Consider the following 12,271-nt stretch of genomic DNA (forward strand, 5'->3'; position numbering starts at 1 on the left):
AGGACTGCAGTCCGCTCGATGTGGCGCAGCTGTTTCAGTCATTGCGTTCTGGAGGGCAGCGGGCTGCCTCCCACCAGCAGCATCACCATGATCAGCAGGCAGGCACTGCCAACGAAGGGACTGATCTGTCCCAAGAGGTCGTAACTCAGTCCTGCTAAGGGTGGTCCTAGGAAACTTCCCAGGCTCTGCAGTGCTTGAAGACTGCCCAGTGCCGTGCCTTGTCCCTCGGAGTCAAGCCGACGTGACACAAGGCTGCGCAAGCTAGGGGTGACCAGGCCAGTACCAGTGGCCAGGATTGCCACGGAGCTGAACACACCGGCCTGGGCCTGTTGAGGATCTGTCGAGGGAATCAGCAGACATCCGAGGATCACCAAGCCCAGACCGATCAAGGTCAGTTTCCATTCTCCGAGTCGTTTCACCAGGGGACCGATCAGGCCTCCCTGCACCACGGTGGCCACCACGCCCACAATCAGGAAGGCGGTTGTGGCCAGCTCTGGGCCCCAGTTGAAGCGCTGTTTGAAATAGAGCACCAGGATGGCGGTGAAGCCGTTGAAGGCCAGAAAGAACAGGAAAAAGCTGAGACAGAGTCGCCCGACAGCGGGGTTGCCAATCACCTTGGCGATCTGGGCGAAGGGGTTGAGGTCCCGTTTGCGCGGCATGGCTTGGCGGGCTGTGCGGGGATGGGTCTCCGGCAGTAAACCCAGCACCACCAGCAGGTTCACCAGGGCGAAACCGGTGGCCACCCAGATCGGCACCGTCACGTTGATACGGGCCAGTTGTCCTCCAACGAATGGTCCAATGATGAAACCGAGACCGAAGGCCACTCCGATCAGACCGAAGGCGCGTGCCCGCTGTTCCTCTGGAGTGATATCAGCCAGCACGGCTCCAGCGGTGGCGGCGGTTCCGCCGCTCACACCATCGATCAGTCGAGCGCCGAACAGCAGCATCAGCGGCAGGATGGCCCCCTTTGGCCAGTCCAGGCTCACTGTGAGTGCGAATAGGCCCAGACCCAGCACCGACCCAGCAACGCAGGTAGCGATTACTGGCCGGCGGCCAAATCGATCACTCAGGGCTCCGATCAGGGGAGTGGCTGCAAATTGTGCGAGTGCATAGCTGCCGGCAAGCAGACCTAGTGTGCGCCCGTCGGCGTTGAAGCTCGCCAACAGGAAGGGCAGTAGTGGGAAGACGATGCTTTCGCTGAGTCGGTCATTCAGCAGCGTCAGAAAGGCGCTGAGCAGGGTGGGAATGCGTGGTCGCTGCAAGGCAGCCGCTGGGCAGGTGAGACTCACATTCCCATAGGCATCGGCCATGGTCCTGCGTTTGATCGTTCCAGCTGATGAGATTCTCCTGCGGGAGATCTATGCCGATGCCATTGAGAGTCAGGCTCCCCAGTTGTATTCGGACCAGCAAGTGAAGTCCTGGGCTGCACTCGCCTGGTTGCCGGGAGTGTTGGATCAAACCCTGAAGGAGGGATCCGGCTGGATCAGTGGCGAGGATGCCGCCTTTGCGATCCGCTATCCGCTGGACAGGCTTGCTCTTCTGTATTGCCGAGGGCGTTCGGCGCGTCAGGGCCACGGCAAAGCACTCCTAGCGAGGATTGAAGCCGATGCGATCGCGGATGGAGTTACATCTCTGCGCACTGAAGCCAGTCAGTTCAGTCGCCCGTTGTTCGAGCGCTATGGCTGGAGGCTTGTCGCTCCTGAAACGATCACGATCGCCGGAGTGCCCTTTGAGCGCTATCGGATGCACAAAGTACTGGACAAGCTGCGCAGCTGATCAAGCTGATCCAGTGCTCGACCCTGATCGAGCACTGCGGTGGCCATCTCAATGCCCGAGTCAAGACTGTCGCTCAGGCCAGCGTTCCAGAGATAGGCACCTGCATTCCAGCGCAGAGCTTCGCTGAGGGGGCCATGGTTTCTGAGTGCCTCGAATGCCTGGCTCTGCCAGGTGCTTTCCGATGTCCATTCCACATCTGCGTTGTGGCATCCGTGGTCGCGCGGATGAAGGATCATGCGTTCTGCTTTTCCATTGCGGACACGGGCCGTGATGCAGGCTCGGCCGATGGGCAGATCCGTCCCGCCTTCGAGGCCTTTCACTGTGAGCAGGTCGGTTTCGCCGGCGAGCCTGAGCGCTTCCCAGGCCCGGCTTTCGGTTGGAGGGTGCACAAATCCACTCACCAGGAGGTGCGCACCCTGGTGGGCCGTCCACATGAGCTCAAGGCTGGCAAGCGGAGGTCGCTTCCCCAGCTGCTCCCGGTAATCAATCAGGGTTTCCGCGATACGGAAGTGATCAGGCTGGTGGATCAGAGCGAAGCCATGCGTGTTGAACCCTTCCTGAACAGTGCTCAGCGGCAGTCCACTCAGATTGAGATCCAGAAGGCGGAATAGATCGACGGCTGTGATGCCGTATTTGATCGGCATCCGGTCACCTCCCTGCAGGACGACCGGTTGACCGCAGGCCACCAATACCAGGCTGGTCAGGGGGTAGATGGGCGCAGTTCTTGTCCGACCGTCAAACGGCATGCCGAAGCAGAGTGGCCTTTTCTGATCAGCAGGACTGTGAAGAACGGGCCCCATCGTTCTGTAGGTGTCGAGCATGCCGGTGAGCTCCTGGGGCTCAGGCCGGCGGATGCGGTGAGCAATCAGAAAAGCGCCAATTTGTGCCGGCGTGGCTTCCTCCCTGAGCATGAGTTCCAAAGCATCGGCAGCTTCCTCGCGACTCAAGCCCTTGCTGGTGTGTTCGCCGCTCCCGACTTTGCGCAGGTGCTGCTTAAAGCGTTCACGACCGCCATAGACAGTGCTTGTCAAGGTCGTAACTCCACTGGATGCAGTGTTCTGCAGCGGGGTCACTCTAAGGGGTAGCGTTTGCTACCAATTGATTTAGGTCAGCAGCGAGAGACCATCGAAACGTCCATGTTGAGGATGGCTTGGGTTGTGGCGGCCATCGGCGTAATAGAGGCGCTCGAGCACCAAGCTTGTGGTGACGCTGGGGTTGTGTTGTTGGCTATTCAGAAGCGTGGTGAGTGTGCGGAGAAGATTGTTCATCGATCACACGTTTAATGAATGTAATAGAGCATTTGTGAATCTGTAAAGATGTAGTCAATGCATCCAAATTAGGATTTGATTTTGGTTGTCTTTGTAGCTGTTTTCTAGTGGGAGGCCTGACGCTGGTCTTTGCGTTTCAGTAATTTTATGACTATTTCGTCCATCTCAACGCCATCTTTGACAGCTCCTTCGCCAACCACATTGACCGCTTCATTGATGGCTGCAAAAAAAGCGAAAGGGATGAGTTTCGCGGATCTTGTGGCAGCTCTTGGGCTTGACGAAGTGTGGATTGCATCTCTGTTTTATGGACAGTCCACAGCCTCTGCCGATGAGGCGGAAAAGTTGGCGTCCTTGCTGTCGTTGGACCCTGCGGTCACAGCCGCGATTCAAGAGTTTCCGACCAAAGGCAGCCTGGAACCTGTGATTCCAACTGATCCTCTGATTTATCGGTTTTACGAGATTATGCAGGTTTATGGAATGCCGTTGAAGGATGTGATTCAGGAAAAGTTCGGAGATGGAATCATGAGTGCTATCGATTCACGCTTGATGTGGATAAAATTGAAGATTCCAACGGCGATCGTGTTCAGATCACGATGTGCGGAAAGTTCCTTCCATGCAAAAAGTGGTGATTCAATGGTTTCTTTTCACTGAAGTATTTGCGATAAATTTTTCAAGACCGGCATCTGTCGGGCTTTTGTTTGCTCAGGTTCGAAACTGCTGTTGCAATTGTTGGCAGGCAAGTCGTTTGCGTGATTCACTCCTAAGTGTTTCACTGAGCTCCTTTAGGCAACCTTGACTGATCGGGGTTGCGATGCAGCCCAGGGCTCTGAAAGCTGCGGCAGCCACATCATCGGATCCGGTTTTGCATAGATCCGACAAGCGTTCACTGATGCTGGCGCCATCTCTGCGCTGCAATACCCGAATGGTGGCAATCACCACCGGATCCCTAAAGTCACTCAGTGGTTCAGTGCACAACTTGAGCAATGCGTCGTCGCTCAGGCTGTGAGAGCGGAAACCCAGTAACTGCAAGCCCGCCAAGCGATGATGTTGACCGGGATGCTCTAAACACTCCTGCACCACATCTTCTGGAACATCTGCACCCCAGCAAGACAATGCCTCAAGGATGCAGAGGTTGACCTCAGCTAATCCGGAGCTGTTTCTCAGTTGATCAAGCAGCCAGTCCCTTGCACCTGGTTGGTGGCAGAGTCCAGCGGCATGCACCAGATCGGGCAGGGGGCCATGCCGCTGAATTAATTGTTCAATGATTGGCCAGCCGCGTTCAGCCAGCATTCCAATTTTTTCGCAGAGAGCACGACGCAGCTCAACTGAAACGCTGGGAGAGTAAACCTCCTCCAGCCATTCGGGCTCCAATGGAGCTCGTCGTGATTTTGAAAGCCGTTCCCAGAGAACGGATTCATTCACGGGTTGAGACACAGAATGTCAATTAGCGGGCGCCGAGCTCAGCGGCTAGTTCGCGTTCCAGTTTGTCATCGTGCTCGCCGGGCAGCACGTTGCCAATGTTGGTGCGGTGGGTGCTGTAAAAGAGCATTCCGATAAACACCATGCCACCAATGATGTTGCCAATGGTGACGGGTAGGAAGTTCCAGAAAATGCATTTCCAAAAGGGAACTCCAGAACCGAGGATTGGCCCTGCAGTGTGCAGAAATTGATTCACCACAATGTGCTCCATGCCCATCGATTGGAAGGCTGTGATTGGCAGCCAGCAAGCCAGAATCTTTCCAGGAACGCTTTTACTGACCAGGGCCATCGTCACACCCAGGCAAACTAGCCAGTTGGCAATCAAACCCCGGACGATGGCTAGGAAGAAACCAAGAGATTGAAGATTCTCATATTTAACAACCACGTTGGTTTTATTTAACGCGATGATTTTTGCAGCCACCTGTTGCCACATCGCACCTCCTTCAGCAGCTGATGCGGGGTCAACAGTTCCTCCACTGGTGAGGCTGATGGCCATCAGAATTGCCACCACGGCAGTTCCGATCCAGTTGCCGAGCCAAACCCAGCCCCAATTACGGAAGGTTGCCCCCCAGGTGCTTTTGCCTGCCCAGGTGGCCATCGGCAGAAGGGCAAAGTTGCCTGTCACCAATTCCATGCCAAACAGAACGATGCTGGCGAAACCGAATGGGAAGAGAAGTGAGCCTAGCCAGGGTTGACCGCTTTTCAGACCCACTGTGAGCGCAAGGATCACGGCCAGGCCAAGGATTGCTCCTGAATAAAATCCTCTGATTAAGAGATTTTTGACGCTGACGGTGGATTTTTTGCCGCCAGCACCGATCATGCCGTCGACAAGTTCGTTGGGTAAGACATAGTCCATCTGAGAAGCAGTCACATTCATGATTTCAATGTGAATAATTGGGGATTAGTGGTAAACGCTCTACTGCGATCAACAATTAACTGCTGATCATGTCCATCAATTTGGAAAATGGATCCGGTTGATGTTCTGCTCGTGAAATGGGCTGTTTGTCCTTTTCAGCTTTTGTACACCTGTTGATCAGTCTTGAGTAGAAATCATTGTTCCTAGACATCAAGAACCTCCTACACGTTTGCAATCAGATCAGTGATCCGTGGTGGTCTCAAAAAGTCAGCACCAACACTGGCGTAGTTCCTGATCTAATTATCTGTTCGACATTTCACGCCGTGGCTTTGCCCCGAAGCGTTCGATCAGAACTTCCTTTAGAACTTCTTTGATGTTTTCCGCAGGAATTGCTTTCTGATGTAATTCACCCACTGTTGGATTAGGTCCCTGGGACCCTCCAAGTGTCATCGTGTATCCGTCATCTGTTTTGCCCTCACTGTTTTTGGCCTTGGCCCCCGTTAGACCGATTGCCCCCATGTAGGCCTGTCCGCAACTGTTGGGACATCCGGTCCAGTGAATTTTCAATTCTTCAGGTAGTTCTAGCTCTTGATCGAGTTCCTTTGCGGCGGCCAGAGCCTGATCCTTGGTGTTGGTCAGTGCAAAACCGCAGTAGGTGCTGCCTGTGCATGACACGGTGCCAGCTGAAATCGCGCCGGGTTCTAATGGAAATCTTTCGAGCAGAGGATCACTTTCAAAGGATTCGACCTGTGCTTGTGGCAGTCCAACGATGATGACGTTCTGATCCTCGGTCAAACGCACTTCTCCGCCTCCATAGGTGATGCTCGCAGTGGCCAGATCATGCAGATCCTGTGCTGTCAGGCGGCCTACCGGCACGTGAAGACCTGCAAAAACAAATCCCTCTTGTTTTTGCGGGTGAATGCCGTAATGCGATCGGGGTGTGGTGTCGAAGACAGACCCGGGATCGGGCGTAAGCGGCCCAAAAAGTTCTTCAACCTGATTGCGGAAGTTGTCGTGGCCAACTTCATCGAGATACATTCTGAATCGGCCTTTCGGACGCTTGTTGCGCTCGCCGTTATCCCTCCAGAGGCGGATCACCGTATCGGTCATTCGACAAATTTCATCTGGTCTGACCCAGGCATTTAGGGGGATTGCATAGGCATTCATCTGTGATGAGAGAATGCCACCAATCCAGACACCGAAGCCCAACACCCCATCCTTTTCAACAGGGTGGAATGCAATGTCGTTGTGAAGCAGGAAGTTGTCTTTTGCACCAGCGACTGCTGTATTCCACTTTCGTGGCAAATTGGAATACTCAGAATTTCCTTTGCGATTATTTGTTAAAAACTGTTCCAGTTCATCTGTGTACGGTCTGGTGTCGACGATTTCATTCGGATCAATTCCAGCGATTGGATTTCCTGTAACATTACGAGGGTTATCGAAACCCGATTGGATCGTACTAAGGCCAGCTTCCTCTAGCCGCTTAAGAATTTCTGGCAGGTCACCAAGAAGAACTCCCCTTAGCTGCAGGTTTTGTCTTGTAGTGATGTCGCAGCTACCGTTATCTCCGTAGCGTTCAACAATGGATCCGACGACCCGCAATTGTTGAGCTGAGAGAACACCGTTGGGGACTCGCAGGCGCAACATAAATTTGCCTGGAGTTTTTGGCCGCCAAAACATTCCATACCACTTGAGGCGAAGTTGAAGGTCAGTTTCATCAACCTGCTCCCAACCCATTTCGGCAAATTTATCGATTTCACTACCAACTAGAAGTCCATCTTTTGCCGACTTATTCTGTTCAATCCTATTCAGCTTCTTGCCATCCAGATAGGGTCTGGAAGGAGAGCTAATCGTCATGATCTTGTTGAGCGAGGGGCGAGTGATTGGTCATGAAATGGTGCTGATCAATCAGAGTGGCCAAAAGACCTGCGCTTCAAAAAGAAAGGGAGCGCTGCAGCAGCAGCAGTTAAGAGGCTTGTCAGTGGGCTGTCCGTAGTGGATCGAACAATTTCCCCTGCTGACGCTTGAAATCAATGGGATGGGCGAATTGGTGACTGTGACTACATCTGATCCGCCTGGCTGAGCCCTAGAAGGCAGCCTTTAGCAGACTCAGTATTGACGTCCAATTTCGCCGACCATTCGGATGGCTCCGTAGCGAAGCATCTGCCAGACGCGTTTCATGGCGGCGAAATCCCTGTCAAGTTCGCTTCTGAGTTGCCCATCTCCCCGAAGCGTTCTGGGTCTGCCATCGGCAGGCCAATGCCGGTCACTTCTCCTCGAGCGATAGCTTTGAACGGTCGTGTCGCGCTGGTATCGACCTTCAAAGACAGTGCGATCGATAGATCGATGGCGCGACATGGCAGCAGGGGTAATGATGAACCATCGATGACAACAGCCAGCTCGGCCATCGATCCGTGGCCATTGCTACGGAATAGTGATTTGGGTGGTCAGCGGGCGATCAGGTTGGTTGTGCATGGGCGTTCTGGTGGTGTTGTGCCTGAATCATTGATCGAATTGCGCCGGGCACTTCAGCAGCGTCGTCAGGCTCCTGTGCAGCTGGAGGTGCTCACTGCCGACTCGCCACCAGAGTGTCCTGAGCAGGCGAGTTGGTTGGTTCCTCTTTTGCTCTGGCCGGGATCCCATGCGCGTGCGGATGTGCCTGAGATCAGAAATCGTATGCAGCGTGAAGGTGCGGACGTTGAGTTGCTTCCTTTTCTCGGCTCCTGGCAATGTTGGTGGGCTCTTGTGGCTGAAGCGCTTCAGCCTTTTGCTACTAAGGGCTCGGTTCTTGTTCATCACCCCTTGAGTTCTGAGGAGGCGGATCGTTTTCTCTTGGGGTTGTCCGCTCGAATGGGGCTACCGCTGCTGTCTTTCGACTATTGGTTTGATTATCAGAAGAGCCACCCGGAGGCGCACCCACTGATGCTTGCGCTCGCCCCCAACCGCATGACGGAGGCACTGAGCGAGGCTGGGAGTCTTCCACCGCTTCTTGACCTTGCCCTGATTCGTCAGGGCCTGATCGACTTGCTTGCCGCTCTGCCGTGAAGACTGCCGAACTCATTGGAACCGTTTACCTCGTTGGTGCAGGCCCTGGAGACCCCGATTTACTCACGGTGAGGGCCCACCGGCTTTTGGGTCGCTGTGATGCACTGGTTTACGACTCTCTGGTTCCTCGAGAGGTTCTTGATCTGGTGCCTGAGAACTGCGAGCGCCATTTCGTTGGCAAGCGTCGTGGGCATCATTCCGTGCCGCAGCCAAGCACTAACGCGGTTTTAGTGCAGTTGGCAGCTCGGTACCGCTGCATTGTTCGTTTGAAGGGCGGGGATCCTTTTCTGTTCGGACGCGGTGGTGAGGAGGCGGCGCATCTGGTCAAACATGGCGTGTCGGTTCAGGTGGTGCCTGGGGTCACCGCCGGAATCGCTGCACCTGCCTACGCAGGGATTCCAGTGACCCATCGTCGCGCTGGTTCTTCCGTCACCTTTGTGACCGGTCATGAAGAGATCGACAAACGGCGCCCCACGGTGAATTGGCGGTCTCTGGCAACAGCCAGTGATGGGCTGGTGATTTATATGGGCCTTCACAACCTGCCGAAGATCGCTGCTGAGCTTGAGGCAGGAGGTCTCAGTGCCGAGACCCCAGTGGCTGTGATTCAGCAGGGAACCGTGGCCGGACAACGTTGTCTCAAGGCGACCCTCTCCGATGTGGCCGCACGCACCCTTAGTGAAGGCTTTGCTTCCCCCTCTGTGATTGTGGTGGGAGATGTGGTTAACCAACAGGTGGAGTCCTGTGCGCCCCGGCCAGCGGATGTCACGATGCCGATCCCGTTCTGACGATCAGATTGCCGGCCTGTCTGCGGATTCCTTCAGCCGCGATTTGAGCTGCGCCAGGTTGCAGGGGCGTGTCTCGGTGTTCAGCTGGGCTGAGATCAGTTGTTCCCAGGCTGTGGTGACGGCATCCTGCGATCCAGGCAGAACGAAGATGAACGTGCCATTGGCCACTCCGGCAAGGCAGCGACTCTGCAGGCTGCTCGTGCCGATGGTCTGGAAAGAGAGCATCCGGAACAGTTCGCCAAACCCATCGATGGTCTTGTCCAGTAACGGGGCGATCGCTTCAGGGCTGCCGTCGCGTCCAGTCAGGCCTGTGCCGCCTGTGGTGATCACCACGTCAACAGCTGAATCGACGATCCATTGGCTGATGAGCGCTCGAATCCGGTAGCGGTCGTCGGGACAGATTGCACGAGTCTGCAATTGATGACCGGCATCGATCAGTCGTTGTTGAAGCAGATCTCCGCTTGGATCGTTCTCCAGGGTCCGACTGTCTGAAATCGTCAGCAGAGCAATGGACAGCACGCAGCGTTGATTGAGGTGTGAGCGGCAACGCTAGAACCGTGATGGTTTCGGATGGCATGAATGAAAGGCAGGCAGTCCGATCCGGCTGATTCGGTCAAAGTGCTGCTGTTTGCCTCACTGCGGGACCAGGCTGGCTGGTCTGATCGTTATATCCCACTGAATTCTTCAGTTGTGCAGACAGCTAGAGAGATCTGGAATCAGCTTGAACTTGGTGACTTACCTCGAGTGGTGCTTGTTGCCATTAACCAGGAGATCGTCAGCGCCGATCATCTGGTGCACGCGGGTGATGAATTGGCTTTCCTGCCACCATTCACTGGAGGTTGATCGTGGTGTCGAAGCCGGTCGACTTGGAGATTGTCATTCTTGACCAACCCACTTCGGGTGTTTTGGAGCTCGACGCTTGGTTGCGTTCTCAGATGGATGCCGCCACAGCGATATTCATCGGGCGCGTGCGCGATGTCGCCATGGATGGACGAGCGCTGGAGGCCCTTGAGCTCAGTCACTACCCGGGTTTGTGTGAACGTTTGATTGAGACTTCTGCCCGCCAGCTGCTACAGCAACATGGTGTCCGTTCCGCGCTTGTGCTGCACCGTGTAGGCCGGTTGCTGCCCGGGGAGTTGATCGTTCTGGTGGCGATTGGTGCTGATCGGCGTGGACCTGCACAACGCTGCTGTGCCGCGCTGCTTGAGGTTCTCAAGCATGACGCTCCCTTCTGGAAGCGGGAATGGAGCGATGGCGATGGCGAGGGGACCTGGCTGTCGGAGAACACGCCGCTTTGAGCCCGAACGTTGGCTCAGAGGATTCGCCGTCGTAATAGCTGTGCCCAGAACTGATCACCAGATTCCAGTTCGTCTGATTCTGCGGGGATCTCCAACAGCAGATCCGCATTCTGGAGTGAGCCGATGCGTGAGGAGGCCTGGGATCCACCGATACAGGCACGCAGTTGTCCGTCGTCAGTGCAGATCAGCGAAGCCCTGGCCAGTTCCGGTCGTCCTGGCTTGCGCCGGTAAGGCGTTTCAAGGCTCACAAGCAATCGCGGTAAGAGCTCTGGTTCCTGCTGCCCCTCTAGCAGCTGTAGTGCTGGCCAGAGCAGTTGCAATGCCGTGATGGCTGCTGCAACGGGATTGCCTGGCAGGCCAAAGAACGGAAGCTGATTTCCCACATACCCAAAGGCGAAGGGCCGCCCTGGTTTGAGGAACAGTTTCCAGAAGTCCACTTGACCCAGCTCCTTCATCAACGGTCGGATCCAATCGCTGTCACCGGCGGAAACACCTCCCGTACTCACCAACACATCGCAGCAAGCACTGAGTTCAAGGATTGTCTCTCGCAGTGCCTGCGGTTGATCGGCCACCACCCTGCAATCGCACGCTCGATAGCCCAGTTGCATCAGCAAGCCTTTGAGCAAGGTGCTATTGCTTTCCCAGATGGATCCCTCAGGGCGCTGTTCACCCGGAGGAACAAGCTCATCGCCACTGATCAGCAGCCCAATTCGTGGTTGCCTATGCACACTGAGTTGCCTAACGCCACAGCTGGCAGCTTGGGCAAGATCTGCGAGTCCGAGGCGCTGGCCAGGGTGCAGCAAGGTGGATCCTTGACTGCATTCTTCGTTGGCCGGCCGGATCCATGGATTGGCAGAGGCCTCGTGTTTCAAGCAAAGAGTGTCGTTCAGCCTCTGCACCAGTTCCTGGGGGAGAACCCATTCAGCCCCCTCAGGCAAAGGTGCACCGGTGAGAATTCGGATGGCTTCACCGTGGGCGAGGACAGCGGGGTAGGGGGCGGCTGGCGCGGAGCGGCCCACCAACCTCCAGGTGTCATCAACGGCTGGTTGCACACTCTGGCCTAGGGCATAGCCATCCATGATCGAGGCCCTGAAGCCGGGAATATCGGCTCTGGCCAGCACTGGGGCTGCGTTCACGCGTTCAAGAGCTTCTGCCAGTGGAACTGTCTCAGTCGACCCTTCAGCACGTTGAGCCTTGCCAGCCTGGATAGATGCCAGGACACGTTGTCGAGCATCTACAAGCTGCAGGCCCTCGCGGCCATAGGGGTCAGCAGCTCCAGCTGCCATGGCGACCTCCGTCTTTGTGCAGCAGCTGAATTCGGTTGATCGTCATGCCTGGTTCAATCGACTTCAACATGTCGTACAGAGTGACCAGCCCAATGGAGACCCCTGTGATCGCCTCCATTTCAACGCCGGTCTGACCGGTTGTGCGACAGCTGACCTGCACAGTCAGACCAGGCAATGAGGAGTCCGGTTCAATCGCTACGTCGATGCCACTCAGGGGTAAAGGATGGCAAAGAGGAATGAGCTCGGACGTACGCTTGGCCGCTTGAATGGCAGCAATGCGTGCCACGGCCATCAAGTCGCCTTTAGAAGTTTCGCCTTGCAGCACTAGCTCCAATGTGGATGTGCTCATCGCCAAAGAACCCATCGCGGTGGCTTCACGTTTGGTGATGGCACGATCACCGACTTCAACCATGTGCACCTCACCCTGACTGGTGAGGTGCGAAAGCTGTTCAGACATCGATGAATCGGGTGCTGACTC

At 55.6% G+C, this 12,271-nt stretch carries 15 protein-coding genes and 1 pseudogene; 6 read left to right on the forward strand and 10 right to left on the reverse strand.

The genetic code is table 11. The features are described from left to right. Positions 1-38 precede the first annotated feature (38 nt). Positions 39-1,310 carry an MFS transporter gene (locus DXY31_RS00805; protein WP_170953466.1) on the reverse strand — a complete coding sequence of 424 codons (1,272 nt, stop codon included), beginning with the start codon at positions 1,308-1,310 and terminating at the stop codon, positions 39-41. On the opposite strand from DXY31_RS00805, the gene DXY31_RS00810 reads away from it, so the two are divergent. Continuing rightward, positions 1,309-1,776, forward strand: a complete 468-nt coding sequence (locus tag DXY31_RS00810) for a GNAT family N-acetyltransferase (RefSeq protein ID WP_114990689.1) — start codon at positions 1,309-1,311, stop codon at positions 1,774-1,776. The two genes, DXY31_RS00805 and DXY31_RS00810, sit on opposite strands and share 2 nt — an antisense overlap. Here DXY31_RS00810 and DXY31_RS00815 read toward each other — a convergent pair. Both DXY31_RS00815 and DXY31_RS00820 read right to left on the reverse strand, forming a co-directional pair. Continuing rightward, entirely contained in the window at positions 1,737-2,807 is a 1,071-nt protein-coding gene (locus DXY31_RS00815) for an anthranilate phosphoribosyltransferase family protein (RefSeq protein WP_114991091.1), read from the reverse strand. The two genes, DXY31_RS00810 and DXY31_RS00815, sit on opposite strands and share 40 nt — an antisense overlap. Positions 2,808-2,879: 72 nt before the next feature. After that, positions 2,880-3,044, reverse strand: coding sequence for a cyanate hydratase (locus tag DXY31_RS00820; RefSeq protein WP_114990692.1), 165 nt, complete (start codon positions 3,042-3,044; stop codon positions 2,880-2,882). A 216-nt stretch (positions 3,045-3,260) separates the two neighbouring features. Here DXY31_RS00820 and cynS point away from each other — a divergent pair. Continuing rightward, positions 3,261-3,673, forward strand: a pseudogene (cynS, locus tag DXY31_RS00825) (cyanase). Between the two features lie 73 nt (positions 3,674-3,746). Here the strand turns inward: cynS and DXY31_RS00830 are convergent. From DXY31_RS00830 to DXY31_RS00845, 4 genes are all read right to left on the reverse strand, one after another. Continuing rightward, positions 3,747-4,466 carry a HEAT repeat domain-containing protein gene (locus tag DXY31_RS00830; protein ID WP_114991094.1) on the reverse strand — a complete coding sequence of 240 codons (720 nt, stop codon included), beginning with the start codon at positions 4,464-4,466 and terminating at the stop codon, positions 3,747-3,749. Positions 4,467-4,488: 22 nt separating this feature from the next. Further along, positions 4,489-5,379 carry a formate/nitrite transporter family protein gene (locus DXY31_RS00835; protein WP_114991096.1) on the reverse strand — a complete coding sequence of 297 codons (891 nt, stop codon included), beginning with the start codon at positions 5,377-5,379 and terminating at the stop codon, positions 4,489-4,491. A 300-nt stretch (positions 5,380-5,679) separates the two neighbouring features. Next, positions 5,680-7,236 carry a ferredoxin--nitrite reductase gene (locus DXY31_RS00840; RefSeq protein ID WP_114990696.1) on the reverse strand — a complete coding sequence of 519 codons (1,557 nt, stop codon included), beginning with the start codon at positions 7,234-7,236 and terminating at the stop codon, positions 5,680-5,682. Between the two features lie 252 nt (positions 7,237-7,488). Then, complete coding sequence (locus DXY31_RS00845) at positions 7,489-7,737, reverse strand: hypothetical protein (protein ID WP_114990700.1); 249 nt, start codon at positions 7,735-7,737, stop codon at positions 7,489-7,491. 27 nt (positions 7,738-7,764) lie between these two features. Between DXY31_RS00845 and DXY31_RS00850 the strand changes: the two genes are divergently transcribed. Beyond that, positions 7,765-8,424 (forward strand): DNA mismatch repair protein MutS, encoded by a 660-nt coding sequence (locus DXY31_RS00850; RefSeq protein ID WP_114990703.1) that lies wholly within the window; start codon positions 7,765-7,767, stop codon positions 8,422-8,424. Continuing rightward, positions 8,421-9,209, forward strand: coding sequence for a uroporphyrinogen-III C-methyltransferase (cobA, locus tag DXY31_RS00855; protein WP_114990706.1), 789 nt, complete (start codon positions 8,421-8,423; stop codon positions 9,207-9,209). Before DXY31_RS00850 ends, cobA begins: the two co-directional genes overlap by 4 nt. A gap of 3 nt (positions 9,210-9,212) precedes the next feature. Here the strand turns inward: cobA and moaB are convergent, their stop codons facing one another. After that, complete coding sequence (gene moaB / locus DXY31_RS00860; protein ID WP_114990710.1) at positions 9,213-9,728, reverse strand: molybdenum cofactor biosynthesis protein B; 516 nt, start codon at positions 9,726-9,728, stop codon at positions 9,213-9,215. A gap of 60 nt (positions 9,729-9,788) precedes the next feature. Between moaB and DXY31_RS00865 the strand changes: the two genes are divergently transcribed. Both DXY31_RS00865 and DXY31_RS00870 read left to right on the forward strand, forming a co-directional pair. After that, the gene (locus DXY31_RS00865) at positions 9,789-10,052 is read left to right on the forward strand and encodes a MoaD/ThiS family protein (protein WP_114990713.1); all 264 of its coding nucleotides are present in this window, start codon (positions 9,789-9,791) and stop codon (positions 10,050-10,052) included. After that, positions 10,049-10,507, forward strand: coding sequence for a molybdenum cofactor biosynthesis protein MoaE (locus tag DXY31_RS00870; protein ID WP_371638909.1), 459 nt, complete (start codon positions 10,049-10,051; stop codon positions 10,505-10,507). The genes DXY31_RS00865 and DXY31_RS00870 overlap by 4 nt, the downstream gene beginning before the upstream one ends. Before the next feature lie 14 nt (positions 10,508-10,521). Here DXY31_RS00870 and DXY31_RS00875 read toward each other — a convergent pair whose 3' ends face one another. Next, positions 10,522-11,793 (reverse strand): molybdopterin molybdotransferase MoeA, encoded by a 1,272-nt coding sequence (locus DXY31_RS00875; RefSeq protein WP_114990718.1) that lies wholly within the window; start codon positions 11,791-11,793, stop codon positions 10,522-10,524. Beyond that, positions 11,774-12,250, reverse strand: coding sequence for a cyclic pyranopterin monophosphate synthase MoaC (moaC, locus tag DXY31_RS00880; RefSeq protein WP_114990721.1), 477 nt, complete (start codon positions 12,248-12,250; stop codon positions 11,774-11,776). Before moaC ends, DXY31_RS00875 begins: the two co-directional genes overlap by 20 nt. Positions 12,251-12,271: the final 21 nt, after the last annotated feature.

The sequence above is a fragment of the Synechococcus sp. UW179A genome, from assembly GCF_900473965.1.
GTDB lineage: Bacteria > Cyanobacteriota > Cyanobacteriia > PCC-6307 > Cyanobiaceae > Synechococcus_C.